At 65.1% G+C, this 26194-nt stretch carries 28 protein-coding genes, 1 tRNA gene and 1 pseudogene; 6 read left to right on the top strand and 24 right to left on the bottom strand.

The window, feature by feature from the left end; genetic code table 11:
* Positions 1-123 precede the first annotated feature (123 nt).
* The 5 genes from AC6H0N_RS14820 to AC6H0N_RS14800 all read right to left on the bottom strand — a co-directional run bounded on the left by AC6H0N_RS14820 (position 124) and on the right by AC6H0N_RS14800 (position 4186).
* Positions 124-954 carry an FHA domain-containing protein gene (locus tag AC6H0N_RS14820; RefSeq protein WP_497574896.1) on the bottom strand — a complete coding sequence of 277 codons (831 nt, stop codon included), beginning with the start codon at positions 952-954 and terminating at the stop codon, positions 124-126.
* A gap of 108 nt (positions 955-1062) precedes the next feature.
* A complete protein-coding gene (gene ttcA / locus AC6H0N_RS14815; protein ID WP_497574895.1) occupies positions 1063-1977 on the bottom strand; it encodes a tRNA 2-thiocytidine(32) synthetase TtcA in 915 nt (304 codons plus the stop codon).
* A 25-nt stretch (positions 1978-2002) separates the two neighbouring features.
* On the bottom strand, positions 2003-2758 hold the full coding sequence (locus tag AC6H0N_RS14810) for a pteridine reductase (RefSeq protein ID WP_497574894.1): 756 nt from the start codon (positions 2756-2758) through the stop codon (positions 2003-2005).
* A complete protein-coding gene (locus AC6H0N_RS14805) occupies positions 2755-3564 on the bottom strand; it encodes an alpha/beta hydrolase (RefSeq protein ID WP_497574893.1) in 810 nt (269 codons plus the stop codon). Before AC6H0N_RS14805 ends, AC6H0N_RS14810 begins: the two co-directional genes overlap by 4 nt.
* 1 nt (position 3565) lies before the next feature.
* Positions 3566-4186 (bottom strand): glutathione S-transferase family protein, encoded by a 621-nt coding sequence (locus AC6H0N_RS14800; RefSeq protein WP_497574892.1) that lies wholly within the window; start codon positions 4184-4186, stop codon positions 3566-3568.
* Between the two features lie 87 nt (positions 4187-4273).
* Here AC6H0N_RS14800 and AC6H0N_RS14795 point away from each other — a divergent pair, with 87 nt between their 5' ends.
* On the top strand, positions 4274-4471 hold the full coding sequence (locus AC6H0N_RS14795; protein ID WP_497574891.1) for a DUF2905 family protein: 198 nt from the start codon (positions 4274-4276) through the stop codon (positions 4469-4471).
* On the opposite strand, the gene AC6H0N_RS14790 is transcribed toward AC6H0N_RS14795, so the two are convergent.
* From AC6H0N_RS14790 to AC6H0N_RS14780, 3 genes are read right to left on the bottom strand one after another with little or no spacing between them, the layout of a single operon-like run.
* A complete protein-coding gene (locus tag AC6H0N_RS14790; RefSeq protein ID WP_497574890.1) occupies positions 4468-5550 on the bottom strand; it encodes a tRNA nucleotidyltransferase/poly(A) polymerase-related protein in 1083 nt (360 codons plus the stop codon). The genes AC6H0N_RS14795 and AC6H0N_RS14790 overlap by 4 nt on opposite strands.
* Positions 5550-6467 (bottom strand): complex I NDUFA9 subunit family protein, encoded by a 918-nt coding sequence (locus AC6H0N_RS14785; RefSeq protein WP_497574889.1) that lies wholly within the window; start codon positions 6465-6467, stop codon positions 5550-5552. The genes AC6H0N_RS14790 and AC6H0N_RS14785 overlap by 1 nt, the downstream gene beginning before the upstream one ends.
* Positions 6468-6474: 7 nt before the next feature.
* Complete coding sequence (locus AC6H0N_RS14780; RefSeq protein WP_497574888.1) at positions 6475-8394, bottom strand: lytic transglycosylase domain-containing protein; 1920 nt, start codon at positions 8392-8394, stop codon at positions 6475-6477.
* Between the two features lie 47 nt (positions 8395-8441).
* On the opposite strand from AC6H0N_RS14780, the gene AC6H0N_RS14775 reads away from it, so the two are divergent.
* Positions 8442-9044 carry a 5-formyltetrahydrofolate cyclo-ligase gene (locus AC6H0N_RS14775; protein ID WP_497574887.1) on the top strand — a complete coding sequence of 201 codons (603 nt, stop codon included), beginning with the start codon at positions 8442-8444 and terminating at the stop codon, positions 9042-9044.
* Here AC6H0N_RS14775 and ilvA read toward each other — a convergent pair.
* The 11 genes from ilvA to thiL form a co-directional block, all read right to left on the bottom strand.
* Positions 9017-10540, bottom strand: a complete 1524-nt coding sequence (gene ilvA / locus AC6H0N_RS14770) for a threonine ammonia-lyase, biosynthetic (RefSeq protein ID WP_497574886.1) — start codon at positions 10538-10540, stop codon at positions 9017-9019. The two genes, AC6H0N_RS14775 and ilvA, sit on opposite strands and share 28 nt — an antisense overlap.
* Before the next feature lie 78 nt (positions 10541-10618).
* Entirely contained in the window at positions 10619-11566 is a 948-nt protein-coding gene (hprK, locus tag AC6H0N_RS14765; RefSeq protein ID WP_497574885.1) for an HPr(Ser) kinase/phosphatase, read from the bottom strand.
* On the bottom strand, positions 11535-12020 hold the full coding sequence (gene ptsN / locus AC6H0N_RS14760; protein ID WP_497574884.1) for a PTS IIA-like nitrogen regulatory protein PtsN: 486 nt from the start codon (positions 12018-12020) through the stop codon (positions 11535-11537). The genes hprK and ptsN overlap by 32 nt, the downstream gene beginning before the upstream one ends.
* 147 nt (positions 12021-12167) lie before the next feature.
* A complete protein-coding gene (gene hpf / locus AC6H0N_RS14755; protein WP_497574883.1) occupies positions 12168-12497 on the bottom strand; it encodes a ribosome hibernation-promoting factor, HPF/YfiA family in 330 nt (109 codons plus the stop codon).
* A gap of 26 nt (positions 12498-12523) precedes the next feature.
* The gene (locus AC6H0N_RS14750; protein ID WP_497574882.1) at positions 12524-13960 is read right to left on the bottom strand and encodes an RNA polymerase factor sigma-54; all 1437 of its coding nucleotides are present in this window, start codon (positions 13958-13960) and stop codon (positions 12524-12526) included.
* A 17-nt stretch (positions 13961-13977) separates the two neighbouring features.
* Positions 13978-14700 carry an LPS export ABC transporter ATP-binding protein gene (gene lptB / locus AC6H0N_RS14745; protein WP_497574881.1) on the bottom strand — a complete coding sequence of 241 codons (723 nt, stop codon included), beginning with the start codon at positions 14698-14700 and terminating at the stop codon, positions 13978-13980.
* Positions 14687-15142, bottom strand: coding sequence for a recombination regulator RecX (recX, locus tag AC6H0N_RS14740; protein WP_497574880.1), 456 nt, complete (start codon positions 15140-15142; stop codon positions 14687-14689). The genes lptB and recX overlap by 14 nt, the downstream gene beginning before the upstream one ends.
* Complete coding sequence (recA, locus tag AC6H0N_RS14735) at positions 15142-16173, bottom strand: recombinase RecA (RefSeq protein WP_497574879.1); 1032 nt, start codon at positions 16171-16173, stop codon at positions 15142-15144. Before recA ends, recX begins: the two co-directional genes overlap by 1 nt.
* 64 nt (positions 16174-16237) lie before the next feature.
* The gene (locus AC6H0N_RS14730) at positions 16238-16744 is read right to left on the bottom strand and encodes a CinA family protein (RefSeq protein ID WP_497574878.1); all 507 of its coding nucleotides are present in this window, start codon (positions 16742-16744) and stop codon (positions 16238-16240) included.
* Complete coding sequence (locus tag AC6H0N_RS14725) at positions 16741-17220, bottom strand: phosphatidylglycerophosphatase A family protein (RefSeq protein ID WP_497575033.1); 480 nt, start codon at positions 17218-17220, stop codon at positions 16741-16743. Before AC6H0N_RS14725 ends, AC6H0N_RS14730 begins: the two co-directional genes overlap by 4 nt.
* Positions 17220-18170, bottom strand: coding sequence for a thiamine-phosphate kinase (gene thiL / locus AC6H0N_RS14720; protein WP_497574877.1), 951 nt, complete (start codon positions 18168-18170; stop codon positions 17220-17222). The genes AC6H0N_RS14725 and thiL overlap by 1 nt, the downstream gene beginning before the upstream one ends.
* A gap of 158 nt (positions 18171-18328) precedes the next feature.
* Between thiL and AC6H0N_RS14715 the strand changes: the two are divergent.
* Positions 18329-18976, top strand: a pseudogene (locus tag AC6H0N_RS14715) (GDSL-type esterase/lipase family protein); the annotation flags it as partial.
* A 36-nt stretch (positions 18977-19012) separates the two neighbouring features.
* Here the strand turns inward: AC6H0N_RS14715 and opgC are convergent.
* The 4 genes from opgC to AC6H0N_RS14695 all read right to left on the bottom strand — a co-directional run bounded on the left by opgC (position 19013) and on the right by AC6H0N_RS14695 (position 23586).
* Positions 19013-20131, bottom strand: coding sequence for an OpgC domain-containing protein (opgC, locus tag AC6H0N_RS14710; protein WP_497574876.1), 1119 nt, complete (start codon positions 20129-20131; stop codon positions 19013-19015).
* 288 nt (positions 20132-20419) lie between these two features.
* Positions 20420-20495 (bottom strand) — tRNA-Lys (locus AC6H0N_RS14705).
* Between the two features lie 89 nt (positions 20496-20584).
* Positions 20585-21694, bottom strand: coding sequence for a YeeE/YedE family protein (locus AC6H0N_RS14700; protein ID WP_497574875.1), 1110 nt, complete (start codon positions 21692-21694; stop codon positions 20585-20587).
* 311 nt (positions 21695-22005) lie between these two features.
* The gene (locus tag AC6H0N_RS14695) at positions 22006-23586 is read right to left on the bottom strand and encodes an EAL domain-containing protein (RefSeq protein ID WP_497574874.1); all 1581 of its coding nucleotides are present in this window, start codon (positions 23584-23586) and stop codon (positions 22006-22008) included.
* A 105-nt stretch (positions 23587-23691) separates the two neighbouring features.
* Between AC6H0N_RS14695 and AC6H0N_RS14690 the strand changes: the two genes are divergently transcribed.
* Both AC6H0N_RS14690 and AC6H0N_RS14685 read left to right on the top strand, forming a co-directional pair.
* Positions 23692-24276: a DNA-3-methyladenine glycosylase I gene (locus tag AC6H0N_RS14690; RefSeq protein WP_497574873.1), complete on the top strand. Its 585-nt coding sequence runs from the start codon at positions 23692-23694 to the stop codon at positions 24274-24276.
* Positions 24273-24863: an acyl carrier protein phosphodiesterase gene (locus AC6H0N_RS14685; protein WP_497574872.1), complete on the top strand. Its 591-nt coding sequence runs from the start codon at positions 24273-24275 to the stop codon at positions 24861-24863. Before AC6H0N_RS14690 ends, AC6H0N_RS14685 begins: the two co-directional genes overlap by 4 nt.
* Here the strand turns inward: AC6H0N_RS14685 and AC6H0N_RS14680 are convergent.
* A complete protein-coding gene (locus tag AC6H0N_RS14680; protein ID WP_497574871.1) occupies positions 24856-25188 on the bottom strand; it encodes a hypothetical protein in 333 nt (110 codons plus the stop codon). The two genes, AC6H0N_RS14685 and AC6H0N_RS14680, sit on opposite strands and share 8 nt — an antisense overlap.
* Before the next feature lie 241 nt (positions 25189-25429).
* Between AC6H0N_RS14680 and AC6H0N_RS14675 the strand changes: the two genes are divergently transcribed.
* A complete protein-coding gene (locus tag AC6H0N_RS14675; RefSeq protein ID WP_497574870.1) occupies positions 25430-26194 on the top strand; it encodes a helix-turn-helix domain-containing protein in 765 nt (254 codons plus the stop codon).

Raw genomic sequence — 26194 nt, 5'->3', positions numbered from 1 at the left:
TTGTAACTTACCGCGCTGCATCAAGCGCCGAAAACAATGCCATGTCGATCGCAGGGTATTGATTTGCATGAAAAAAGCGGCGAGCCCCAATGGGCGCGCCGCCTTTGAGCGAGTGCGAAGGATTCAATGAATCTCGAAGTCGACCAGGTTGGCTTCACCCTCACCGGCTGGAAAGCCCAGGCCGATGCGCCCGTGCACCGGCAATTCGGCCTCTTCGCCCTTCAGGAAAATGGCGCTACCGCTGGCCGGCGCCACCCACGAGCCGTTGCTGCTGTGGTCGACCAAGGCGAAGCGGTTGTCGCGAAAATCGATGCGTGCGTGGCGGCGCGAGGCGCGAGGGTCGTCCAGCACCAGATCGTTGTCAGGCTCCCGGCCAAGCATCAGGCTGGGATGCTGCGCATCGACGTAGAGCGTGCGGCCCTGATGGCGCACGCGCATCCGCGGAGGGTGGCGCTCATTGCTTTCGGCGGTGCCGGCCAGCGCTGCGTGCCGCAACAGGGCGAGCAGCCCGCTGCCAAGCGCGGGATCATCGACTGCCTTGGCGCGCGCAAACTGGCGAGTGGAGGAGCTGACCAAGGGCGCGGCCGCCGCGCTCACGAGCGCTTCGGCCGGCCGAGCCAGGCTGGCCAGTCGGGCGAGCTCGACGCCGGCTGCATCACTGTCCGCATGGACGTGAATGGCCGCCCGGACGCCGAAGCGGGCGCCGCCGGACGGCGGCAGCTGATACACCCGTTCGATCATCTCGCAAGCGGCCAGAGCGGCTGCGTCGGCGGAGACGAACAGTGCGCGCAGATCGTCGCCCGAGGTGCCCTGGGGCGTGCCGCCGTGGGCTTCCAGCGCGAGTTTCATGCGGTTGCGTGCGCGGTCGAGGGCGTGCCGGGTAGTGGAGGCGCCGGCCGAGGCGACAGGCGACGGTCCGCCGAGTAACTGGGCCATCAGAATGCAGGAAGGCATATCGGGTTCCATGATCGTCGATTCTTCGGGGCCTGGTCGCCACGCCTGCTGCGGCCGGCCCTATGATGTTCAAATATTTTGCGACTCGCAACGTGATTTTTCATCGCGTTACGAATCGTGGCCCTCGAATGCGATCTGCAGGCCGCCGAAGGGCGTCTTCGGCAACTCCGGCGGGTCGAAGGCGGTATCGCCTTCCGGAACCTCGGTGGCAGCCGTCAGGCCGCGAAAATCGAACAGCTGGGCGTCCATCAGGTGCGACGGCACGGCCTGACGCATGGCGGTGAAGATCGACTCGATGCGCCCCGGGTGCTCTCGCGCCCAGCCCTGCAGCATGGCCTTGATTTGGCGGCGCTGGGCGTTCTCCTGCGAGCCGCACAGGTTGCACGGAATGATCGGGAATTCCATGGTGCGGGCAAAGCGTGCAATGTCGGCTTCTGTACAGTACGCCAATGGGCGGATGACCACGTTGTCGCCGTCGTCGCTGACCAGTTTCGGGGGCATGGCTTTGAGCCGTCCGCCGAAGAAGAGGTTCAGGAAAAAGGTTTCGAGGATGTCGTCGCGGTGGTGGCCCAGCGCGATCTTGGTGGCGCCCAGCTCGCGCGCCGTGCGGTAGATGATGCCGCGGCGCAGGCGCGAGCACAGCGAACAGGTGGTCTTGCCCTCGGGGATCTTGTCCTTGACGATCGAATAGGTGTCTTCGCTGACGATGCGGTATTCGACGCCGATGGATTCGAAATAGGCAGGCAACACATCGGCCGGAAAGCCGGGCTGCTTCTGGTCGAGGTTCATCGCGATGACGCGGAAATTGACCGGAGCGCGTTCGCGCAGCGCAAGCAGGCACGACAGCAAGGTGTACGAATCCTTTCCGCCCGAGATGCAGACCATCACGACGTCGCCATCGCGAATCATGTCAAAGTCGCCGATGGCCTCGCCGACCCCGCGTTCGAGCTTCTTCTTGAGCCTCAAAAAGGTGTTCGAGAAGCGGTTTTCCTGAGCGCCAACAACGCCTTCTGGTGCCTTCACTGCATGTCCTCCGTCAGACCGCGAATTATACGCCCGGGGTCTTGAGGTGCGCGCTGCGGCCGCCATCTACGGCCAGAATCTGGCCGGTCACATACGGTGCATCGAGCAGCAGGTAACGCACCGCGCCGGCAATGTCTTCGGGCCGGCCCTCGCGTGCGAGCAAGGTGCCGGCCACGATGGCAGTGCGCTCAGGCGCAGGAAACTGCCCATCGTCCGGCCATTCGATGGGGCCGGGCGAGACGCCATTGACGCGCACCTGAGGTGCCAGCTCGACCGCCAGCGCGCGTGTCAGACCGAGCAAGCCGGCTTTGGCCGTGCAATACAGCACGTAGCCGGCCAGCGGTCGCTCAGCATGGATGTCCACGATGTTGACGATGGCGCCGCCGGCGTCACGCAACGCTGGCGCCAGCGCCTGGCTCAGGAACAGCGGCCCTTTCAGGTTGGAGCCAATCAGATCCGTCCACGCCGCGTCGTCAATGTCGCCCAGCGTGGTCGGGAAGAAGCTGGACGCGTTGTTGACCAATCCGTCGAGACGACCGAAAGCTGCCAATGCATCGGCGGCGATGCGCTCGGGCTCGCCGCTGCGAGCCAGATCGCCATGCACGCATACGGCCGACGCTGGGCGCATGGCGTTGAGTTCCGCCGCCAGGGCTTCCGCCGCAGTGGCGGCGCTGCGATAGTGCAGCACGATGCGTGCGCCGGCTCCGTGAAGGGTTCGCGCGATCACTGCGCCGACACGTCGGGCTGCGCCGGTAACGAGGATGACGGGGGCGTGGTTCATGTCGGAGCTCCGGCAGGCGGCAGCGTATCGAGCCATTCGAGGATGCGTTGTGCGGCGTGTTGCCAGCTGGGCTCGAGCATCAGTGCGTGGCCGAAACCGGGCAGGATCTCTACCGGCACATTGAGCGCCCGGCCGGTTGTCTCGACTTCAGAAGGCGGGATCAGCCGATCGTGTTCGGCGCCCAGAATCAGCAGCGGCACGGGATGCATGCGATGCGAGCGCGGCAGGTCGAAGGCCGTCATGTCCCACATCGCGCGCATGGATTCGGGCTGGCAGCGGCGTACGTAACGCGCGAGGTCGGCGTCATCAAGGGTCTGGTGGAACAGCGCGTCGCGCACGTGATCGAGCGACGGCTCGCGCCCCGCCAGAATGGTGTTGAGCGTGAGCAACAGGTCCGGGCGCTGCAGCAGCATGCGCATGGCCGATGGGCCAACGCCGTGCGGCGGCACGGCGCACAGCAGGACGGCGCCGGCAACGGCGGTGAGTTCGAGCACCTTCTGCACCACCAGTCCGCCCATCGAGTGGCCGATCAGCACTGGCGGGCTGGCGAAGCCGGGCAGGGTGCCAAGCACGTCATCGACGTAGTCGGCGAGCCGCAGGTTGTCGAGCTCGTCGCGGCCTTCGCTGTTGCCGTGGCCGGACAGTGAGATGGCGTGGGCGGCATAGCCGTGTTGCGCAAAGAAGGGCAGGAAATGCTCGTCCCAGCACCACGCGCCAGTGTAGGCGCCGTGCACGAACAGCAACGGCGGTCGTTCGGTCGGCGCATCCGGTGCGCGCTGGATGTGTTCGAGCCGGCGTCCGCTCATTTCAGCCCGGCACCGCCATGCCGCGCACGACGGCCGGGCGGGCGCCGAGGGCATCGTACCAGCGCTTCACGTTGGGGAAGTCGGCCAACTCGACCTGCTGCCATTCGTGGCGCGCGATCCACGGGTAAGTGGCGATGTCGGCGATGGTGTATTCGTCGGCGGCGAGCCATTCGCGCTCGGCCAGGCGGCGATCGAGCACGCCGTAAATGCGTCGGGTTTCGTCGGAATAGCGCTTCTTGGCGTAGGCCACGTCTTCGGGGGCGAAACGCAGGAAGTGGTGCGCCTGCCCGAACATCGGGCCGACCGAACCCATCTGCATCATCAGCCATTCCAGCGTCTGATAGCGGCCACGCGCGTCGGCCGGCAGCAGCTTGCCAGTTTTCTCGGCCAGGTAGAGCAGGATCGCGCCGGACTCGAACAGCGAAACCGGCTTGCCATCCGGGCCGTCGGTGTCGACGATGGCCGGAATCTTGTTGTTCGGGCTGATGGCGAGGAAGTCCGGTGCGAACTGCTCGTCGCGCGTGATGTTGATGGCCTTCACGGCGTAGGGCAGGCCCAGCTCTTCGAGCGCGATCGAGACCTTGCGGCCGTTCGGGGTGCTCCAGGTGTACAGCGTGATCATGGCGTCCTTCCGGGTTGGCGTGCGGGTCTGTGACGTGTTCCCAGTTACCATGGGTGACTGCGTAACCGGGAATACGTCCCAAGCTCCATGTTGAAATGGCTGATCGTCATCCTTGTCATCGTGCTCGTCACCGGCTTTTTCCGCGCGACGCTATCGCGCCATCTGCGCCTGGGTCGTCTGCCCGGCGACGTGAATGTGAGCTTCCGTGGCAAACCCTATCACTTCCCGTTTACCAGCACCGTGCTGCTGTCCGGCATAGCGCTGCTCCTGCTGTGGTCGATCTAGCCTGAAATTGCCGCAACGCGAGCTGCGCGCACGCGCTGCGGAATCTCGCGCTTGTCGGAACAGGCCGCGGCAATCGCACCAGCATCGACGTGGGCGGCAGCCCGCAATGCGGCGCGCCATCTATCGGCATCGAAACCCCCGTCAGCGTCACACGCCGCCTCGAGCAGCGCAGCAAAGCGTTCCGGACGGCGCAGCGCGTCGCAGCGCACCAGCAGTTCCAGTGCGGTTTCGGCTTCACGTCCTTCGAGCTGCAAAGCGCCTGATTCGCGCGCCAGCATCACGGCCAGATCGCGCGCCTCGTTCGGCACCTTGATACGTTCCGAAACTGCGCGGGCGGTGTCAGCATCAAATGACTGCAATACCAGCGCCCAGCGCTGCTCCAGCGGCGCGCTGCGCGCGACGGCGTGTGCCAGGCGGGCGAACAGCGCGCTGCGTTCATCTTCGGGCTGATTGTCGAGTTCGGGTAGCAAGCGCGCCAGTGCGCCGCTGTCGCGCAGCACTTCGAGCATGCGCTGCGGGTGGTCCTCCATCAGCCCGCGCGCGACTTCCTGCCACACGCGTTCGGCCACCAGATGCTCGACCTCGCCGGCGGCGACGATGTCGCGCATCAGCGCCATGGTTTCGGGCGCCACCGTGAATTCATGGAAACGCGCGGCAAAGCGCGCCACGCGCAGGATGCGCAGCGGGTCTTCCGCAAACGCCGGGCTGACGTGGCGCAGGGTGCGTGCGCGCAGATCGCCCTGCCCGTCGAAGGGGTCGGTGACGGCGCCGGCCTCGTCACGCGCCATGGCGTTGATGGTCAGGTCGCGGCGCGCGAGGTCTTCTTCCAGCGTGACGTCGGGGGACGTGTGGAAGGTGAAGCCCTTGTAGCCCGGCGCGGTCTTGCGCTCGGTGCGCGCCAGCGCGTATTCCTCGTGGGTGTCGGGGTGCAGAAATACCGGGAAATCCTTGCCGACCGGGCGGAAGCCCGCGGCCAACATGTCTTGCGGCGTGGCGCCGACTACTACCCAGTCGCGATCGCGCACCGGCAGGTCAAGCAGGGCGTCGCGCACGGCGCCGCCGACGATGTAGGTCCGCATCAGTTCGCGGCGCCGGCGAGATAGCCGGGGGCGATGTCTTCGAGCGCGGTCGGATTCAGGCCGAAGGGCAGCGGCGCGCCGGCAGTGATGTTGTCACGACGCAGTGAACGCACGTTGTCACGGCTCATCGGCGGATTGGGGAGCAGTTCCATGCAGGCTGCCTGCAGCATTGAGAGCGGCTCGGGCAGGTCGAACACCAGCCGGCGGCGGCCGGTGAGTCGGCACACATAGCGCACCAGTTCGGCCAATGTGTAGGTATTCGGGCCGGCGAGATCGAAGCGCTGGTTCGCGCCGGTTTCGTCGTCCAGACAGCGCGCCACGACTTCGGCTACGTCTTCGACGAACACCGGCTGGAAGAGCGTGTTTGCACCAGCCAGCGGCAGTGCCGGGATGAACTTCGTGAGCCGTGCGAACAGATTGAGGAAGCTGTCGCCCGGGCCGAACACCACCGACGGGCGCAGTATCGTCCAGGCTGGCGGCGAGCCGACGTCTTCAATGGCGTCTTCACCTGCGGCCTTGGAACGCTGGTATTCGGAAGGGCCGTAGCGGTCCGCGCCGAGCGCACTGACGTGAATCAGCCGGGCGGTGCCGGCGTGACGGCAGGCAGCGGCCAGGGCGTGCGGCAGCGCGACGTGGGCACTTCCGAAGCCCGGCCCCCACGGCGTGCCGGACTTCGAGTGCAATACGCCGACGAGGTTAATGGCGGCTTGCGTGCCCTCGGCTAGACGCTGGAGCGTGGCCGGATCGTGGATGTCGGCGGTGACCACCTCAAGGCCGGGCAGGCCGGCCAGATGCGCGGCGCGGGTGGCGTCGCGTGTCGGGAGGATGATATGGGTGTCCGGGCCTGCCAGCCGCCGCACGATGGCGCTGCCGAGAAAGCCGCTGCCACCAGTGATCAGGATGCGTCGCGGATGCATGGGATCCTCACGGCTTGGGTGTGACGACCGGCGGGATGATGCCCAGGCGCTCTTGCAGCGATTGCGGGCGGCCTTCGAACAGTGCGGCGTACACGACCTTGTTCACGAGTACCTTCTGGACGTAGTCCCGGGTTTCGTCGATCGGGATGGTTGCCACATAGATGGCGCCCTCGATCGGTCGTTCCCCGCGCCAGCGCTGCGCGCGGTTCGGCCCCGCATTGTAGCCGGTGGAGGCCAGCACCGGATGCTGCTCCAGGTCGTTGAGGATCATGCGCATGTAGCTGGTGCCAAGCAGCACATTGGTTTCCGGATCGTTGAGCATGCGCGGGTTGTAGCCCGGCAGCCCGATCTGGCGCGCTACGAGGCGGCCGGTTTCGGGCATCACCTGCATCAGGCCGCGTGCTCCAGCGCCGGAGCGCGCGGGTATGTTGAAGCGGCTCTCCTGCCGCATCAAGCCGTAGATCCAGGCCAGATCGACCTGCTGCTGGAGCGCTTGCGGCTCGATCAGCTCGCGGAAGGGCGTCAGGAAGCGGATCTCGAAATTGGTGCCGGCGTCGGCCAGTTCGGCGGTGTTGATGGCGCGGTCGAGCAGGCCGTGGTCCAGCGCAACGTGGGCGGCGGCGACCATGAAGTCGCGGCTCTTGCCACGCATCGCATGAATCCATTCGCGCACGGCCTCGGTGTCCAGGCCCAGCCGGTAGAAAGTCAGCGCGGCGTGAATGCCGGCGTCCGCCGCGGCGCGCGACTTGTCGGCTGGGCTCACGGCGTCGCGTTGGCCGGTCAGCGCAAAGCGCCGCCCCAGTTCTTCGGCGGCCAGCATCGGGTAGAAGCCGTGGTTGTCAGCAATTTGCCGGAACAGACGCTCCGCCGCCGGGCGGTCGCCCTGCGCGGCGCGGGCGCGGGCGCGCCAGTACACCCATTCCGTCTCGGTCTGCTCGGAGGCGTGCAGGCGATCAATGCTGCGCTCAACCAGCGGCCAGTCCTCGGCGCGCAGGGCCGCCCGCACACGCCATTGGCGTTGCACCGCGCTCATCGGCGCGTCGCCAGCAGCGGCATACCATTCGTTGGTCAGCGGCAGGCGCGACAGCGCGCCCATGTAGCCCAGTACGGAATACATCCACACACGCTGCTCGACGCTGAAATCCTCGAAGCGCCGCAAAAAGCGCACGTGTGCCGGCGGCACGTCATTGCGTGCCAGGCGTACCAGCGCGGCCAGCGCCATTTCGCGGCCGGCGCGGGTCTTCGCAAAGTCCTTGGGCAATCGGTCGAAGTATTCGGCCGGGTGTGACAGCGCGCGGCCGAACGGGCGCGGATCCACACCCAGCCACTGCAGCGTGCGGCGTGCCATCTCGGGCTGGCGGCTGTCGATCTGGCGGCGGAAGCGCCACCATGCATCGTCCTCTGCAACCTTGCCTTGCTGCACGGAGGCCTCGAACACCGGGTCGCAGTTCGGGTGGTTGTGTGTGAGGGTGGCAAAGGCCTGCGCCGCCTCATCGAGCACCGCGGGGTTGCCCAGCGCGAGCCGGGCTTGCCAGGCCAGACAGTTCAGCTCTTCGTCCTTGTCGGAGTGCTGCGCGTATACGCTCAGATAGCCGGACCAGTTGCCGTCCTGAGCCATTCGACGCAGCCATTGCGCCCTGAGGCGCCCGGCAGGTACCGTCCCCGGGTAGCTCGCAAGCCAGGCGGCGATCTCGCCGTCCGGCGCCGGTTCGGGGCGCGCCAGCTGGTTCAGCAGCAGCCAGTATTCGACATAATGATCCAGCGGATGTCGTGGGTCGGAAACCGCGGCGAGGCTTTCGAGTGTGATGCGGTCACCGGTTCGCAAGGCTTCTCGCGCCGCTAGAATGCGGCTGTCTCCGGGCAGGTCGCGAGCGACCGACATGCTGCAGGCCGTCAGGAGGATAAGGCTGATGAGGATGTGTTTCATGTTTCCACTATTGCAATCGGAACGCGGCCAGGGTCGAGGGACCGCACGTGCATGAAGCGGGTTCCGAAGATGACATCGTAGCGCGCCGCCGGGCACTTCGGAGCGCGGCCTTGAGTGCTCGCGAAGCGCTTACAGTGACCGCTCGGGGTGCCCTGACCGACCGTCTGCAGAGCCATCTTGCGCTTCTTCTGGAGCAACTCGCGCCGCGCACTCTGGGGTTCTGCTGGCCGTTTCGCGCTGAACCGGATCTGCGCCATTTCGTTGCCGCTTGGTTGGCCGCGGATGCGTCGCGTCGCGCGGCCTTGCCTGTGGTGCTCGACCGCGAAGCGCCGCTGGTGTTCCGCCGCTGGGTGTCCGGCATGGCATTGCAGCCTGATCGGCACGGCATCCCGCATCCTCCGGCCGGCGAAGATCTGGTGCCGGAAGTGGTGCTGGTGCCGCTCAACGCCTTCGATGCCTCGGGCTTCCGCCTGGGCTACGGTGGCGGCTACTTCGACCGTACGCTGGAAGTGTTGCCGACGCATGCGATTGGCGTCGGTTTTGAGCTCGGACGCGTCGACAGCGTGTTGCCGCAACCGCACGACCGTCCGATGGAGTGGCTCGTGACCGAGGCGGGGGTGTTTCAGCCCTGCCCCAGGAACAGCCTGTAGGCCGGGTTGGCGGTCTCGTCGGTGTACTCGTAGCCGAGACGGTGCAGAAATTCATTGAACGCGGCCTGGTCGCCTGGGGGCACCTGCATGCCGATCAGCACGCGACCGAAGTCGGCGCCGTGGTTGCGGTAGTGGAACAGGCTGATGTTCCAGTCCGAGTGCAGCTGGGTCAGGAAATTCATCAGCGCGCCGGGGCGCTCCGGGAAAATGAAGCGGTAGAGCAGCTCGTTGTCGGCGCGCGGCGCCCGTCCACCCACCATGTAGCGGATGTGGCTCTTGGCCATCTCATCGTCGGTGAGGTCGATGGCGGGCAGCTCGTGGCGCGCCAGCATCTCGATGATGCGGCCGGCTTCTGCGCGGTTATGCACGTTCACGCCGACGAAGATGTGAGCGCATGACGAATCATCGTAGCGGTAATTGAACTCGGTGATGTTGCGCTTGCCGAGCAGGCCGCAGAACTTGCGGAACGCCCCCGGTTCTTCCGGGATCGTGACGGCGAGGATGGCCTCGCGCTGCTCGCCCAGCTCTGCGCGTTCGGCGACGAAACGCAGGCGGTCGAAGTTCATGTTGGCGCCTGAGGCGAGCGCCACCAGCGTCTTGTCGCGCAGCTTGTGGCGCTTGATGTATTCCTTGGCGCCAGCCACCGCCAGTGCGCCGGCCGGTTCGAGAATCGAGCGGGTGTCCTCGAAGACGTCTTTGATGGCGGCGCAGATCGCGTCGTTGTCGACGACGATCATGTCGTCCACGTACTCCTGACACAGCCGGAAGGTCTCGGCGCCGACCAGCTTGACTGCCGCGCCATCAGCGAACAGGCCGACCTGATCGAGCTCGACGCGTTTGCCGGCCGCCAGTGACTTGGTCATGGCTTCGGAATCCTCGGCCTCGACGCCAATGATCAGCGTTTCCGGGCGCAGGCGCTTGACGTACGCCGCCACGCCCGAGATCAAGCCGCCGCCGCCGACACAGCAGAAGATGGCGTGGATAGGTTTGGGGTGGGCACGCAGGATTTCCATGCCGATGGTGCCCTGGCCGGCGATCACGTCGGGATCGTCGAAGGGGTGCACGAAGGTCAGGCGCTCGTCTTTCTCGAGTTGCTTGGCGTGGGCGAAGGCTTCGGTGAAGGAGTCGCCTTCGAGTACCACCTCGCCACCACGCGCGCGCACGGCGTCGACCTTGATCTGCGGCGTGGAGGTCGGCATCACGATGACGGCACGCGTACCGAGTTTTGCTGCCGACATGGCCACGCCCTGCGCATGGTTGCCCGCCGAGGCACAGATCACGCCGCGCTTGAGTGCGGTCGGCGATAGGTTGGCCATCTTGTTGTAGGCGCCGCGGATCTTGAAGCTGAACACCGGCTGCATGTCCTCGCGCTTGAGCAGCAGCGAATTCCCCAGGCGCGCCGAGAGGCTGCCGGCAAGCTCAAGCGGCGTCTCCACGGCGACGTCGTAGACGTGCGCGTTGAGGATTTTTTCGAGGTAATCCGGCGGGTTCTTCATGGAGGCGGGCTGTTTGTGGCGCGTTGGCGCGAAGCGGTCGAGCGTAGCAGTCCGCAGCCCGTCGCGGCAAGCCGCGTGTCAGCCCGGGTCGGCCTTGTCGGGGTCGGTTTCCATGATGCGCTGATGGCGCGCGATGAATTCGGCGGTGGCATCGATGCCGCGCAATTTGAGGATGGTCGAACGCACCGCAGCTTCGAGCAGCACTGCGAGGTTGCGTCCGGCGGCCACCGGCAGCACGCTGCGCGGAATCGGCACGCCCAGCACGTCCTGCGTTTCGAGGTTGAGCGGCAGGCGGTCGGGGTCGTGTCCGGTGATGCGGCGTTCCAGGTGCACGATCAGGCGCAGGCGCATTCTGCGGCGGGCGGCAGTCTCGCCGAAGATGGTGCGAATGTTGAGGATGCCCAGGCCGCGCACTTCGAGAAAGTCCTGCAGCAGCTCCGGACAGCGGCCTTCGAGCACCGATGGGGCGATGCGCGAGAACTCGGTGATGTCGTCGGCGACCAGACCGTGGCCGCGCGAGATCAGTTCCAGTGCGAGTTCCGATTTGCCGGTGCCGGAGTCGCCGGTGATCAGCACGCCAATGCCCAGCACATCCATGAACACGCCATGCAGCGAAACCCTTTCGGCCAACTCGCGTGCGATGTGGCTGCGCAGTACGTCGATGACGCGTACCGAAGGTTCTGGCGTTGTGAACAGCGCAACGTCGTGGCTGCTGCACAGGTCGCGGACGAGCGCCGGCAACTCGCAGCCGTCAGCTACGACGACTGCCGGTGGGCGTGCCGCGAAGATGTCCTGGAAATGTTGCTTGACGCGCTCAAGCGGTTGCTTGCGTGCCCAGGCCTGCTCGGCGCTGCCGATGACCTGAAGACGTTCGGGATGGATCAGATTGAGATGGCCGACCAGATCGGCGGCCCAGCTGCCCGGTTCGGTGACCGCGACAGGGCGGTCCAGCGCGCCAGTGGCGTGGGTGAGTTGCAGTGCCTCGCCCTGGGCCTCAAACAGCTGCGCGACGCTGATCTGCCGCATGCGGTTCCCAGCCGGTGAACAATGCGTGAATGGTTGCGCTGTCGGGCGCGTCCTGCAACTGGTCGCGGAAAGCGGCGTCACTGAACATCTGCGCCAGTTCCGATAAAAGCTGAAGGTGGTGTTCGTTGGCTTGTTCCGGCACCAGCAGCACGAACAGCATGCCAACCGGGCGGTTGTCAGGCGCATCGAACTGAACCGGTTCGGACAGGCGGATAAAGGCGCCCGCAGCTTTCTTCAGGCCCTTGATACGTCCGTGCGGAATCGCGATGCCCTGGCCGAGGCCGGTGGATCCGAGGCGTTCGCGGGCGAACAGGCTGTCGAATACGTCGCTACGGCCGATGCCCTGGTTGTTCTCGAACAACAGACCGGCTTGTTCGAATACGCGCTTCTTGCTGCTCGCTTCGAGGTCGATGACGACGTTTTCGGTGGGGAGGAGTTCGGCGATCAGACTCATTTCAGGATTTGCCGCGGGTCGCCGCATGGTGTGCGGTAAGCGCGGACGGGCTGGTTTGCGGGGAGTGCGCCGGGCACCGGATGAAGGGCGCGATTATAAACACTCCCCGCAGTAAGTACAGGAACTATTGTGCAGTGCAACGAGGGCTTATTCCTCTTCTGCTGCGGCCTGGTGCTTGAGCGCGTCGTGCCCGTGATCTTGCACCTTCTGCTTGTGCTTGATGACCTGACGGTCAAGCTTGTCGGTCATGGCATCGATGGCAGCGTAAAGGTCGGCGTCTTCTGCTTCGACGAAGATGTCCTTGCCGCGTACGTGCAGGGTGACCTCCGACTTCTGCACCAGCTTTTCGACGGAGAGAATGACGTTGATGCTGGTGACGTTGTCGAAGTGGCGGATGACGCGGTCGATCTTGCCCGAGACGTAGTCACGGATGGCCGGGGAAACTTCAACGTGGTGTCCGGTGATGTTCAGATTCATGATCGCTCCTCGCGTCGTGAGTGGGGTCAGATCGACTTGCGTTGACTGACCGGTGGGATATTCAGTGACTCGCGGTATTTGGCGATTGTGCGGCGGGCTACAACGATGCCCTGCTGTCCAAGCAAATCCGTAATGCGGGAATCGGAGAGGGGCTTTTTCTTGTCCTCAGCTTCGACCAGCTGGCGAATCAGGGCGCGTATCGCGGTCGATGACGCAGCGCCGCCGGTGTCTGTGGATACATGACTGCCGAAGAAGTACTTCAGTTCAAACACGCCGCGCGGCGTGGACATGTACTTCTGTGTGGTCACCCGCGAGATGGTCGACTCGTGCAGTTCGAGCTCGTCCGCAATTTCTCGCAGGGTCAGCGGTCGCATCGCCACGTCCCCATATTCAAAGAACTGGCGCTGCTGGTCAACGATTGCCTGCGATACACGCAAGATGGTGTCGAAACGCTGCTGCACGTTCTTGATCAGCCAGCGCGCTTCCTGCAGCTGTCCGGCCAGTGCGCCGGCCGATCCGCGGTTTTGTTGCAGGATGCTGGCGTAGAGCTGGTTCACGCGCAGTTTCGGCATGGCTTCGCCGTTGAGACTGGCCACCCAGCGGTTGCGCAGCTTGCGCACCACCACGTCGGGCACGATGTAGCCCGTGTCGTCGGCGCCATATTGCAGACCCGGGTGGGGGTTGAGGCTGCAGATCAGAGCCTGCGCCTCGCGCAGCGCGTCCTCGCTGCAACCGGTTGCGCGGCGCAGACGCACAAAGTTGCGTTCAGCCAGTAATTCAAGGTGCTCGCGCACAATGATCAGGGCCAGGTCGCGCGTTGCGCTGTCCGGCAGCACACGCAGTTGCAGCGCCAGGCATTCGGAGGGCGTGCGTGCGGCGATGCCGGCCGGATCCAGGCTTTGGACCTGGTTGAGGGCGATCTGCAGGTCTTCGGGTTCGATCTCGAAGTCTTCGGGGATGACTTCGATGAGTTCTTCGAGCGACTGGTGCAGGTAGCCGTCGTCGTCCAGCGCCTCGATGATGAAGCGCGCGAGCAACCGGTCGCGGTCGCTCATCGGCGACAGACTGATCTGGCTGTTGAGGTGGTCGCGCAGGCTGATCGACGCGGCCTGGATGTCCTGATAGTCGCGGTCGTCTTCGTCGTCGCGGCTACGTGAGCCGCCGCTGCCCCAGTCGCCGGACGCTTCGAGGAAGTCGGGCGAGCTGTCGGTTTCGGGTGCGTCGCGTTCGGCGGCTTCCTGCGACGTGTCGGCACTGCTGGTGGTTTCGCCGGCGGCCTCGCCGCGCGGCGGGGGCGGCGCTTCGTCGCCGTCTTCGCGTTCGAGCAGCGGGTTGTCAGCGAGGAAGCGCTCGATCTCCTGATTCAGCTCGATCGTCGACAGTTGCAGCAGCTTGATGGACTGCTGCAGCTGAGGGGTCAGCGTGAGTGACTGCGAGAGCTTGAGCTGGAGGGATTGCTTCATCTTGCTGCCGGCAGCACTTACAGCCGGAAATGCTCCCCGAGATAGACCTGACGGACGCGCACATCATCGATGATCTCTTCGGGCTGGCCGCCCGCGAGCACCGTGCCGTCGCTGAGGATGTAGGCATGGTCACAGATGCCCAGCGTCTCGCGCACGTTGTGGTCGGTGATCAGCACGCCGATGCCGCGTTCCTTCAGGTAACGGATGATCTTCTGGATGTCGAGCACGGCAATCGGGTCGACACCGGCGAAGGGTTCGTCGAGCAGGATTACGCGCGGGTCGGTGGCCAGCGCGCGCGCGATCTCGCAGCGCCGGCGCTCGCCGCCCGACAGCGAAACCGCCATGTTGTCGGCCAGGTGGGCGATGCCCAGTTCTTCGAGCAGTTCGCCCAGCCGTGCGTCGATGGCGCCCTTGTCCAGCCCCTGCAGTTCCAGCACCGCCCGCACGTTGTCTGCCACGCTGAGGCGGCGGAACACACTCATCTCCTGCGGCAGGTAGGACATGCCCATGCGCGCACGCGTGTGGATGGGTTGATGCGTCAGATCCTTGCCGTCGAGCTGGATGCTGCCCGCGTCGCAGCTCACCAGACCGACGATCATGTAGAAACAGGTGGTCTTGCCGGCGCCGTTGGGGCCAAGCAGGCCGACGACTTCGCCGGCTCCGACCTCCAGGCTGACATCGCGCACGACTTCGCGCGACTTGTAGCTTTTGCGCAGCCCCGACACTTCAAGAAGACTCATCCGGAACCTCTTTGAGCAACCTTGTGATTACTTCACTGGAAAAACCGCGTCCCTGCAGGAAGCGCGCCTGACGCGCCCATTCCCTGCGATCTGCTGCCACTGTGCCGAACTTGGCGCGCCACAGCAGCCTGGCGCGTTCGATGTCGCTGTCCAGATCGCCGTGCGCCAGCACCTCGGCCACCGTGTCGCCATCGACACCGCGCCGCGCCAGCTCCATCTTCAGCCGCGCGGTGCCGAAACGACCGGACTTGCTGCGCACCCAGGATTCCGCGAAACGCCGGTCCGATTGCAGGCCCAGTTCGGCCATGCGATCGATGACGGCTTCCACTTCCTCCGGGGTGCCGAGCGAAGTCAGCTTGCGCGCCAGTTCGACGCGCGAGTGGTCGCGCATCGCAAGCAGGCGGAGGGCTTTCTGACGCAGCCGGTCCGCCGCCTCGGTCATCAGGCTTCCGTTGCGGGCGCAGCCTCGGTCACGGCCATTTCACTCAGGCCGAGGGCCACGCGCACCTTGTTTTCGATCTCGCGCGAGAGCGCCGGGTTGGCTTTCAGGAACTCGCGCGAGTTGTCCTTGCCCTGGCCGATCTTGTCGCCGTTGTAGGCGTACCAGGCGCCGGACTTGTCGACGATCTTGTGCTCCACGCCCAGGTCGATGATTTCGCCTTCGCGCGAAATGCCGGTGCCGTAGAGGATGTCGAAGTGCGCTTCGCGGAACGGCGGGGCGACCTTGTTCTTGACGACCTTGACGCGGGTTTCCGAACCGACCACCTCGTCGCCGCGCTTGATCGCGCCGGTGCGACGGATGTCCAGACGCACGGAGGAGTAGAACTTCAGCGCGTTGCCGCCGGTGGTGGTTTCCGGGCTGCCGAACATCACGCCGATCTTCATGCGGATCTGGTTGATGAAGATCACCAGCGTATTGGTGCGCTTGATGTTGGCGGTGAGCTTGCGCAGCGCCTGGCTCATCAGGCGTGCCTGCAGGCCCGGCAGCTGGTCGCCCATCTCGCCTTCGATCTCGGCCTTCGGCGTGAGGGCTGCGACCGAGTCGATGACCACCATGTCGACGCCGCCCGAGCGCACCAGCATGTCGGCAATCTCGAGTGCCTGCTCGCCGGTGTCGGGCTGCGAGATCAGCAGGTCGGAAATGGTCACGCCCAGCTTCTCGGCGTAGCCGACGTCCAGCGCGTGTTCGGCGTCGATGAAGGCTGCGGTGCCACCGAGCTTCTGCATCTCGGCGATGACCTGCAGCGTCAGTGTGGTTTTGCCCGACGATTCCGGGCCATAGATCTCGACCACCCGGCCGCGCGGCAGACCACCCAGGCCGAGCGCGATGTCCAGCCCGAGCGAGCCGGTGGAGACGGTCTGGATGTCGCGCTCGGGGCTGTCGTCACCCATGCGCATGATCGAACCCTTGCCGAACTGGCGCTCGATCTGCTGGAGCGCTGCGGCGAGTGCCTTGGCCTTGTTGTCGTCCATGTCGTGTCCTTGCGAAAAGTGAGGGAAATTATGGCACAGAGATTGCATGTGCGCGGGGTCGCGCTCAGCCGATCAGTGTTTCCGTGTGCCCTTTGAGTGCGCGCAGCGCGTGGAGCACCGTCTGCAGGCGCACTGCGTGGCGATCGCCACTGAAGTGCCGGGTTTCGCAGGCAATGCCGCGATCACGCACGGCCCACGCAAAGCACACCGTGCCAACCGGTTTGCCCGGCGTGGCGCCGCCGGGCCCGGCAATACCCGATACCGCCAGGGCGACTTGAGCGACGCTGCCTTCCAGCGCCCCGGCGGCCATCTGGCGCACCACTTCCTCGCTGACCGCGCCGTGTTGCACGATGCTGTCGTGCGAGACGCCCAGCATGTCTTCCTTGGCGGCATAGGAGTAGGTCACGAAGCCGCGGTCGAACCACTCCGAACTGCCGGCAATTTCGGTCACTGCGGTCGAGATCCAACCGCCGGTGCAGGATTCGGCGGTGGCCAGCATCCAGCCGTGGGCGCGCAGCCAGGCGCCGACTTCGCGGGCCAGTGCGTCGAGCGTTTCGTCCGGCTCGCTCATCCGAACAGCCTCACCAGAATTGCCAGCACCAGCAGCGCATAGCCGGCTGCGACGATGTCGTCGATCATCACGCCGAAGCCGCCCTTGAAGGCCGCCTCGACGTTGCGTACCGGTGGCGGTTTGACGATGTCGAAGAAACGGAAAAGCACCACGGCGACAGCCTGCCACAGCAGCGTGGGTGGCGTGAACAGCAGGACCAGCCAGATCGCGACCATCTCATCCCACACGATGGCGCCGTGGTCGGGCGCGCCCAAGGCACGGCCGGTGCGGCCGGCCGCGAGTACGCCGCCGATGAAGAAGATGCCCAGCAGCCCGAGCAACATGGCGTCGGACATCGACCAGGACAGGGCTGGGAACAGCAGCCAGCCGAGCAGCGTGCCGAAGGTTCCGGGGGCTTTCGGGGCGAGGCCTGAGCCGAAACCGAGCGCGATGAAATGCGAAGGATGGGCGAGGAGAAAGCGGGGGGTTGGTTTGATCATGCGAAGTGGTCGTATCCGCCTGCGTTACCCAGGCTGCCGTCGGCCTCGACGATGCGCAGGCCGGGTTGCGCCGTGATGTGGCCGATCCGCGTCATGGGCAGCTGCAGTTCGGTGGCGATGCGTTCGATATCCGCGCGGCGAGCCGGCGGGGCGGTGAACAGCAGTTCGTAGTCGTCACCGCCGGACAGGCAGCTTGCCCGCGCCGCGTCCGGGCTGGCCCCGAGTGCGGTCAGGTTTGTCAGCGGCAGCTGTGCAGTGTGGATGTCGGCGCCGACGCCGGAGGCCGCGAGAATGTGCTTCAGGTCGCCCGCCAGTCCATCCGACACATCGAGCATCGCACTGGCGATCCCGCGCAACGCCAGTCCGGCCGTCGCACGCGGCTGCGGACGCTGCAGGGCGGCAATGCATTCGCTTGCGCCAGCTCCGGGCAGCGTCAGGCGCCGCTGCAGGTGCGCCAGCCCCAGCGCGGCGCGGCCGGGTTGGCCGGTGACCCATACGTCGTCGTCCGGGCGTGCGCCGCCGCGCGTGATCGCGCTGCCGGTCGGCACTTCGCCGAAGATCGTCACGCTCAGATTGAGCGGTCCGCGCGTTGTGTCGCCACCGATCAGGTCGACCCCGAAATGATCGGCGCAGCCAAACAGGCCGCGTGCAAAGGCAGCAATCCAGGCTTCATCGACCGACGGCAGGGCCAGCGCCAGCAGCGCCCAACGCGGCTCACCGCCCATCGCGACGATGTCGGAGACATTCACCGCCAGCGTTTTCCAGCCCAGATCTTCGGCGTCGGTGTCGGGCAGGAAGTGCGTGCCCGACACCAGCATGTCGGTCGACACCGCCAGCTGCATGCCGGGGCGCGGCGCAAACAAAGCAGCGTCGTCGCCGACACCGAGATCGGTGTGGCGCCCGCTACGCGTGAAGTACTGACGGATCAGGTCGAATTCGGAGGGCATCGTGCCTTGCTGGCGGATGGCCGGGGATATGCTGGCCGGGTGAAATACCGTTTGGTGCGCGGCCGAGTATAGCAAACGCCTGCCTCTCGCTTGCCAGTCGGCAAGCAGCGTGTCAGTGTCGGCGGGGCCGGCGTTATTCGCTTGTCGGGGAGGGTGTAATGGGTTTTCCGGTCATGCTCAGGATGCTTGCGCTGGTGTTGTGCGCCGTAGGTGGAATCACTCATGCGCAAGAGCCTGCGCTGCCGCCAATTGGCGTTTTGCCAACCTATCTGGATCGTGCCTTTGCGTCGTTTGACGCCGCGGACCGTTCCGCGATGCCGAAGGCGGGCGGGATCCTTTTTGTGGGCAGTTCGTCGATTGCCTTCTGGCCGGACTTGCGCGCCGAGTTCGACGAGCATCCGGTGATCGTGCAGCGTGGCATTGCCGGCTCACGAATGTCCGATCTGGCACTTCACGCGGATCGCCTTGTGGTGCGATACCAGCCAGCTCGTATCGTCGTCTATGCCGGAGAGAATGACATCGCTGCCGGTCTTGAGTCGGCCTCTGTGCTGGAGGCGTTTCGCCTGTTCGTCACCCGTGTGACCGAGGCCGTGCCGGGCGTGTTCATTACCTGGATTTCGATCAAGCCCAGCCCGAGCCGCTGGAGCGTGAACGCCGCCTTCAATGAGGCGAATGCGCGGGTGGCGGAGTGGATTCGCTCGCGCGACGATGTTGATTACATCGACCTGCACCGTCGCATGCTGGGGCCGGACGGCAAGCCGCGACGGGAGCTTTACGCCGCCGATCAGCTGCATCTTAGTGCTGCGGGCTATGCCCTGTGGGAGGAAGTGATTGAGGCGCGCCTACGCCATCTGCTTCCGGTCGACCGGCAACTGAGGGCGGTTGGTGCTGACGAGCGCGATACGGTGAAGCAGCCACAGCGAGGCAGCGATCACGAGCAACTCGATCCACAGGGCGGGCTGTCGCCCCTCCCCGATCAGGGCAATGGCAAGCAGCGCGATGACGAGATGGGCGCAGAACACCGGCAGTGATGCCGAGCCGAGGGTCTCAAGCGGGCGCAGCGGCGGTGCCACCTTCATCAGAGCCGGGCCGAAGCGCGCGACCACGATGGTCAGCGCCAGCAGGTTCAGCAGACGTAGCGGGCCCAGTTGCCACTTGTCGAACAGGTGGTTGATGGCCGGCCAGTCCGGGAAGGGCGTCTGCCCGACCGTGTAGCGCCAGACGACGGCAAGTACCACCAGCGCAAGCGCCACGCCGACGACGCTCTGCGGCAAGCGCCGTAGCGGGTTGTCGGCGCCCTGATGCCGCGCTCCAAGCCACAGGCCGGCGACCCACAGCAACTGCCAGCCAGACAGTACAAAAGACCCGGTTGCGCTCAACGGAACCGGCATGTTGAGCTGGCCTGCCAGCGCCTCATAGACGCGCGCGCCCAACTCGTACTGCGCGCCCAGCCACAGCGCTCCGCTCAGTCCGAGGATCAGTGGCCATCCGCCGCGCGCGCCGAAGCCCAGCAGCAAGGGGGTGATGATCAGAAACAGTGCGTACATCGGCAGGATGTCGAGCAGTGGCGGGCGATACAGCAGCAGCGCGCCGCCTAGCATGGCCTTGAGCGGCTGCTCGAAGAAGAAGCCGAGCATGTTGGTGACTGCCGGCTGTTCGAGCAGGACGCCCATCGCTGCAACAATTGAAAACACAAACATCAGCAGTGCGACATGGCACAGGTAGATCTGCCCGGCGCGCCGCTGCAGTGCCGAGTGCATCGCGGGAGCGCCGTGGCGCTCAAGTCTGCGGGTGAAGACCATTCCGGCCATGAACCCTGACAGCAACACAAAGCCCTCAGCCGCCGACACGTAACCGAAGGGTTGGCCGAATGCGGCCCCGATCGACGTCGGAATGTGAGTCAGGGTCATCAGCACGAGCATCAGCCCGCGCAGAGCATCGAGCCCGGTAAGTCGTGTCATCGGCGAGTTCCGGAGAGGGCGATGTTCAGCCGTTCATCATGGCCGGGTATGGCAAGGGGGCGGATTCTGTCGCCTTGATCCCGGTTGTGCAATCACGCGCACCAATACGCGGCATGTGAGGCGTAAGCGCTTCGGGCTGGCGTGCGTGCAGGCGTGTGCTTGAAGAATTGCGGGTTGCCGGGAAGGCTTCAAGCATGAATTGCGCCAATTTGTTGGCGAATGTGTTCAGGGAAGCGAGGTGAAAAGCAAAACGCCAGCCCCGGAGGGCTGGCGTTTTGCTTGATTCGATGGTGGGTCGTGCGGGGTTCGAACCTGCGACAAACGGATTAAAAGTCCGCTGCTCTACCAGCTGAGCTAACGACCCGGTACTGCTGAAAGACCGCGATTATTCCAAAGGGTCGGCGGGGCGTCAAGCCGCTGCATGAAATAACCCTGACGTCATGCGTCGGTGGGTCAGGCCTCGCGCATCATCAACCAGTACTGAACTTTCATGGTCACCGCGGCGCCGGCGACGATGGCGGCGGTGGTCAGCAAGGAGCCGATGGCCAGGGTCGAGAAGCCGGTGATGCCCTGGCCGATCGTACAGCCGAGGGCCGTGACGCCACCGAAACCCATCAACATGCCGCCAATGATATGGCGCACCAGGTCATCGGCGTTGGTGAAGGATTCGATGCGGAAGCTGCGCGAGGTGACCGCGTACACGGCGGAGCCGGCGATTACACCAAGCACGCCGGCAATACCGAAGCTGACGATGCGACTGGTGTCGCTCCACAGCATGAACAGTTCCAGCGTGTAGGCGACAGGTGCAACGAACGTGAAGGATTCGGCGCTGCCGCTGTTGGTGCCGATGAAGGCTCGTTCAAGCGTGCGCGGGTGTTCCTCGACAAAGCCGATGTGGGCCGTCAGATACCAGCCGGCGACGCATACGGCACCGATCACAGCCGCGCCCAGCAGCATGTCGACCTGGCGCGGTTCGCGGCTGATCAGCGCGAATACGATCAAAACGCCGCCGATCAAAGCGGTCAGCGCCATCAGCGCCGCGTCACGGCTCATGCCCAGGCCGGCAAGGACCGAGGGCAGGTCCTGGCGCGTGGTCAGCTCCATGGCCACCGGATCGATGAACTGTGAGCGCCACACGCCAAAAAGGCCGCGCATGGTCATGTAGGCCGAGATGCCGAGGAAGACGAAGACGATCAGCGACTTGAGGTTGCCGCCGCCGATGCGGATCAATGTCTTCGAGCCACAGCCGGAAGCCAGTGTCATGCCTACGCCGAACAGCGCGCCTCCGAGAATGTGCGACAGCCAGATCAGTCGGGGGCTGGTGTAGATCGAATCGGCAGTGTCGAACAGGCCGGCCAGCTGCAGTGCGCCGGTGCCGAAGATGGCGACGCCCACGGCCAGCGCCCACATGCGCATGCGGGTCCAGTCGCCCATGTTGACGATGTCGGAGACGGCGCCCATGGTGCAGAAATTCGAGCGGTTGCCGGCATAACCGAACACCAGCCCGAGCGCGAAGGCAATCCAGGCAACAGTCGAAGCGGCGACAATGGGTTCGTCGAGCATGGCGGCTTTCACGGAGTGGGGACCAAGGGGGCGATTCTAGTGCATTCGCGGGGCGCCGTGATGTGCCGCCCGATGCGGCCGCTTGTGGCGGAGAGTGGCTGTTCCGACTGAAGACCGGAACGCCGTCCGCAACGAGGGACTGCGCCAGTCGCCTTCCCTCGCGGGCGGCAACGCGTTCAGCGCGAACTCGCCGTGAAATGGGCGGCGATCGACATTTGTCACCCAAACATGACGTACCTGCACTGCCATTGCGCCAAAGGCTTTCAGCTGCTGACCAAGCCCGAACGGCGCGCTTGCGGCCGCAGGGCCGGCTAGTTGCGGCAGGTGCCGACTGGCCCGCGGTCCAGCAGCGTGGTGAAATCTTCAGCGCTCATCGGCCGGCCGAACAGCCAGCCCTGTGCCGCTTCCACGCCGAGTTCGCGCAGCCTTTCTGCCTGCGCTTCGGTTTCGACGCCTTCCGCGACCATCTTCAGGCCGAGCGAGCGCGCCATCTCGATGATGTGGAACACCACGTGGCTGGTCGGTGCTTCTGTGCCGAGGGTCTGGACGAAGCTGCGGTCGATCTTCAGGCAATCGAAGCGCAGGTGCTGCAGGTAAGCGAGGCTGGAATAGCCTGTGCCGAAGTCGTCGATGGCGACGCCGATGCCTTCGGCGCGCAGCGCCTCGACCACGCGGGTGGCCTCTTCCGGCCGCACGAAGCCACGTTCGGTGACTTCCGCAGTCAGCCAGCCACTGTGGCCCGGTACGCTGCGTGCCAGCCGGTGCAGCATGTCCACCGTCTCGGAGCGGTGAAGGTCATTGGCCGACAGGTTGATGCTGATGCACAACTCGGGAAAGCGCGCCAGCCATCGCTGTACGTCGCGTTCGACGAGATTGCACACCCGCTGCGTGAGCATGTGCACCACGCCGGCATCCTCGGCAGCGGCGATGAATACGTCGGGGCGAATTTGCTCGCCGTTGCGTCGCTGCCATCGGATCAGCGTTTCGGCGCCGATGACGCGCCCGTCCTGCAGGTCCACCACCGGCTGGTAGACGACCGAGAATTCGTTGCGCCGAAGGGCCGCGCGCAGGGTTGCTGGCCAGGATTGCTGCAGCCGCCCGAGGTACATGAAAACGAGTAGCGCCCCTACGCTGCCGATCAGTCCGAGTGGCACCAGGCGCAGCATGTAAACGCTCAATTGCTGGTGGTAAAGGCTCATTGGAACGGCTGCAATCACACCGGTCTGATAACGCGGTGAACGGAGCATTGCAACGAGCTGCCCGTCGTCGCGAAACAGCTTCTCGCGTTGGTCTTCGAGCCGTTCGATCCATGCCGCACGCACCGGGCCTCGTACGCTGCGCAATTCATGGGCGCCCGGGGTGAAGGTGGCGAGGCCGATATCCTGCCGGTCAATGACGACGTCCACCGGTTGACTCGCGTGAATCACCACCGCGAAGCCCTTGCGCTCGATGACCGTGAATGGCTCGTCGTGGGCGAAGGGCAGGTGCACCGCCGTTCGGATTGCCGAGCCGGTGGATGTCGTGAATTCGACCGGTCCGAAGTCGAGCCCGTCGCCATGGTCACCCCATGACGAGCAGGGCATGCGGTTGCCGCGCATCGGGCCGATTGCGCGCAGATGTCCCATCGACGCTACAACGGTGTGCATGGCCGTCATATGCGCGTTGTCGCAAACGCTGCCTTGCGTAAAGGCGGCGAGCTGGTCGATGCTGGCGTAGAGTTGGGAGGCCGCGCTGTCCGAGCGGTTGAGCACCTCGCGGGCTAGCCGCAGGGCCTCTTCCTGAGTGGCTTCCAGCGCAAGATCGCGGGCGAGGTCCAACGTGGCGAAAAGTGGAATTGCCGCGACCAATAGGGCGGCGGCCTGGATGGTCAGCCGGGACAAGGTGCTGGACATCAGAACTCCCCGTGCGGATCGGATGCTTGCGGCATGTGGCACGATACCGCAAATCCGCTTCGCATCAATATGCAGGTCAATGCGGCTTCACACGGAGACGACGAAGTGAGCGAAAGCACCAACAGATGCGCCTGGCCGGGCAGTGACCCGCTCTATTGCGCGTATCACGATCACGAGTGGGGCGTGCCGGTGCGCGACGCCCGAACCATGTTTGAGTTCCTGCTGCTCGAAGGCATGCAGGCGGGCCTGTCGTGGATCACCGTGCTGAGAAAGCGCGAGCACTACCGCAAGGTCTTCGACGGCTTTGACCCCGAATGTATTGCGCGTTATGACGACGCGAAGAAGGCCGCTCTGCTGGCCGATGCCGGCATCATCCGCAACCGCGCGAAGGTCGATGCCGCTATCGGCAACGCGCGCGCCTGGCTGGAGATGCGTGATGCCGGTATTGATCCGGTGGACTGGTTGTGGGGATTCGTCGGCGGACAGACCAAACAGAATGCCTGGACGGCCCTGTCCGAGATTCCCGCGTACACGGCGGAGTCCGACGCCATGTCCAAGGCGCTCAAGGCGCGCGGTTTCAAGTTTGTTGGTTCAACCATCTGCTACGCACACATGCAGGCCACCGGCATGGTGAATGACCACGTTGTGGGTTGCTACCGCCACGCCGAGGTCGCGCGACACGCCCCATGAATTTTCTGGCGCACGCCTGGCTGGCGGGAGATTCCGTGCCGGACCGTCTCGGCGGTCTGATCGGTGATTTCGTCAAAGGGCCGCTGCCGGCCGGTTTGCCGCCGGACATTGCTGCGGGGGTGCGGCTGCACCGCAGCATCGACAGCTTCGCCGACACGCACCCCGCTTTCCGCCGCGCCTGCGCCCGTGTGCCGACCGAGCGGCGTCGTGCCGCCGGAATCCTCGTCGACATGTTTTTCGATCACTTTCTGGCGCTCCGCTGGGAAGACTTCAGTGAGCAGCCACTGCCGCTCTTCACCGCCGACTCGTATCAGCTATTGGCGGCGCACCATGCACTGCTGCCACCGCGCCTGCAGCGCATCCTGCCGTGGATGCGCGAGGACGACTGGCTGGCTTCCTACCGCGAGCTTGAATCGGTGGCGCGTGCGCTCGATCGCATGTCCCAAAGGCTGAGCCGGCCCGGGCTGCTCGCCGGGGCCGGCTCGGTGCTGCGCGCAGACCGCGCTGCTTTTGAAGCGGATTTTCTCGCCTTCATGCCCGATGCACGGCAATTTGCCGACGCCCACCGGGCCTTGCGAATTATCTGATGTTGATCACGATCGGCGGGGTGCGCACGACCACGCCCGGCTCGTAGGAGTAATGCACGCGGGGCCGCGGCGAATACATCGGTGCTGGCGGGAAGTAATAGTGATGCACCACGCCGTACGTGTGATGCTTCTGGTACTCAACGTGATGCGACTTGCTGCGGTTGTAGTGGTGGTTGTGTTTGCGCTGGTCGTAATGCTTCTGGTGCTGACGCGGCGGATCGTAACGACGATGCTCGCGATCGGCCATGGCCGGCAGCGAAGCGGCAAACAAGGTGCCGCCAAGCAACAGCGGCAATATCCAGTGGCGGAGTTCAATGGCTTTCATGGGAGCCTCCCGAATCCGGTCTGAGCAGCGGAGTGCCGTCAGACCACGCTGCAAGAGTAGTGATCGACACGTGTCGTGGCTGTAATGCGTGGCTACGGGATGTTTCAGCGGCACCGAAGCCCACGTGCGGTGCGGCTAACACCACCATGGGTATCGCTACCCGATACTTCGCCCAAGCCCCTCGTCATCCGCCAGCGCTCGGCGTAGGCTGCGTCCCGTTCGTCATTTTTCGGGAAGTCGCATGAGCACTACCTCCGATCTGATCGCCGCGCTGAAGGCCGAACTGCGCGCCGCCAACATGAGCTACGCGAGCCTCGCGGCGCAGCTTGGGCTGGCCGAATCCAGCGTCAAGCGCATGTTCTCGCGCGCTGGTGACATGCCGCTGTCGCGCATCGACGAAATCTGCCGCGTGCTCGGCACCGACTTTGCCGAGCTCGCGCGGCGTGTTGCAGATGCGCAACCGCTGCTGCTTGAACTCACCGCCGAGCAGGAGGAAGCCGTAGTGGCCGACCGTCGCCTGCTGCTGGTGGCGACCTGCTGCCTGAGCCAATGGTCGGCCGAGCAGATCGTGGCCACCTACGCCATCGATGAGGCCGAATGCGTGGCCTGCCTCGCGCGGCTGGACCGCCTTGGCATCATCGAACTACGCCCGCTCAACCGTTACCGCCTGCGCGTTGCCAAGGGTTTTCGCTGGCGGCCGAACGGGTCGGTGATGGCCTTCTTCCGCGACGAGGTGGTCGACGACTACTTCGACGCCGGCTTCGACGACGAGAGCGAATTGCTGCTGATGGTGCATGGACAGATTGCGCCGGGCGCTGCCGCCGGCCTGCGCGATCGTCTCGCTCGCGTCGGGCAGGATTTCTCCGCTCAGCATCTGGCTGATCGCAAGCTGGCACCGCAGCAGCGCCGCCCCTACACGCTGGTCGTCGCGCTGCGTTCGTGGCTGATGGCGTCCTTTCGCGACATGTTGCGCGACCCGTCCGGCTGGCCCGGTCGTGCGCGCTGA

The organism is Pseudazoarcus sp. NS34 (assembly GCF_059703725.1).
Note: the sequence above shows the minus strand (reverse complement) of the source record. Positions and strands in the feature narration are given on the sequence as shown.

Excerpts from the sequence above, each read along its gene's own strand:
- AC6H0N_RS14820 (WP_497574896.1), bottom strand. The coding sequence starts at position 954 with ATGCCTTCCTGCATTCTGATGGCCCAGTTACTCGGCGGACCGTCGCCT.
- AC6H0N_RS14810 (WP_497574894.1), bottom strand. The coding sequence starts at position 2,758 with ATGAACCACGCCCCCGTCATCCTCGTTACCGGCGCAGCCCGACGTGTC.
- AC6H0N_RS14805 (WP_497574893.1), bottom strand. The coding sequence starts at position 3,564 with ATGAGCGGACGCCGGCTCGAACACATCCAGCGCGCACCGGATGCGCCG.
- AC6H0N_RS14800 (WP_497574892.1), bottom strand. The coding sequence starts at position 4,186 with ATGATCACGCTGTACACCTGGAGCACCCCGAACGGCCGCAAGGTCTCG.
- AC6H0N_RS14795 (WP_497574891.1), top strand. The coding sequence starts at position 4,274 with ATGTTGAAATGGCTGATCGTCATCCTTGTCATCGTGCTCGTCACCGGC.
- AC6H0N_RS14790 (WP_497574890.1), bottom strand. The coding sequence starts at position 5,550 with ATGCGGACCTACATCGTCGGCGGCGCCGTGCGCGACGCCCTGCTTGAC.
- AC6H0N_RS14785 (WP_497574889.1), bottom strand. The coding sequence starts at position 6,467 with ATGCATCCGCGACGCATCCTGATCACTGGTGGCAGCGGCTTTCTCGGC.
- AC6H0N_RS14780 (WP_497574888.1), bottom strand. The coding sequence starts at position 8,394 with ATGAAACACATCCTCATCAGCCTTATCCTCCTGACGGCCTGCAGCATG.
- ilvA (WP_497574886.1), bottom strand. The coding sequence starts at position 10,540 with ATGAAGAACCCGCCGGATTACCTCGAAAAAATCCTCAACGCGCACGTC.
- hprK (WP_497574885.1), bottom strand. The coding sequence starts at position 11,566 with ATGCGGCAGATCAGCGTCGCGCAGCTGTTTGAGGCCCAGGGCGAGGCA.
- ptsN (WP_497574884.1), bottom strand. The coding sequence starts at position 12,020 with ATGAGTCTGATCGCCGAACTCCTCCCCACCGAAAACGTCGTCATCGAC.
- hpf (WP_497574883.1), bottom strand. The coding sequence starts at position 12,497 with ATGAATCTGAACATCACCGGACACCACGTTGAAGTTTCCCCGGCCATC.
- AC6H0N_RS14750 (WP_497574882.1), bottom strand. The coding sequence starts at position 13,960 with ATGAAGCAATCCCTCCAGCTCAAGCTCTCGCAGTCACTCACGCTGACC.
- lptB (WP_497574881.1), bottom strand. The coding sequence starts at position 14,700 with ATGAGTCTTCTTGAAGTGTCGGGGCTGCGCAAAAGCTACAAGTCGCGC.
- recX (WP_497574880.1), bottom strand. The coding sequence starts at position 15,142 with ATGACCGAGGCGGCGGACCGGCTGCGTCAGAAAGCCCTCCGCCTGCTT.
- recA (WP_497574879.1), bottom strand. The coding sequence starts at position 16,173 with ATGGACGACAACAAGGCCAAGGCACTCGCCGCAGCGCTCCAGCAGATC.
- AC6H0N_RS14730 (WP_497574878.1), bottom strand. The coding sequence starts at position 16,744 with ATGAGCGAGCCGGACGAAACGCTCGACGCACTGGCCCGCGAAGTCGGC.
- thiL (WP_497574877.1), bottom strand. The coding sequence starts at position 18,170 with ATGCCCTCCGAATTCGACCTGATCCGTCAGTACTTCACGCGTAGCGGG.
- opgC (WP_497574876.1), bottom strand. The coding sequence starts at position 20,131 with ATGACACGACTTACCGGGCTCGATGCTCTGCGCGGGCTGATGCTCGTG.
- AC6H0N_RS14700 (WP_497574875.1), bottom strand. The coding sequence starts at position 21,694 with ATGCTCGACGAACCCATTGTCGCCGCTTCGACTGTTGCCTGGATTGCC.
- AC6H0N_RS14695 (WP_497574874.1), bottom strand. The coding sequence starts at position 23,586 with ATGTCCAGCACCTTGTCCCGGCTGACCATCCAGGCCGCCGCCCTATTG.
- AC6H0N_RS14685 (WP_497574872.1), top strand. The coding sequence starts at position 24,273 with ATGAATTTTCTGGCGCACGCCTGGCTGGCGGGAGATTCCGTGCCGGAC.
- AC6H0N_RS14680 (WP_497574871.1), bottom strand. The coding sequence starts at position 25,188 with ATGAAAGCCATTGAACTCCGCCACTGGATATTGCCGCTGTTGCTTGGC.
- AC6H0N_RS14675 (WP_497574870.1), top strand. The coding sequence starts at position 25,430 with ATGAGCACTACCTCCGATCTGATCGCCGCGCTGAAGGCCGAACTGCGC.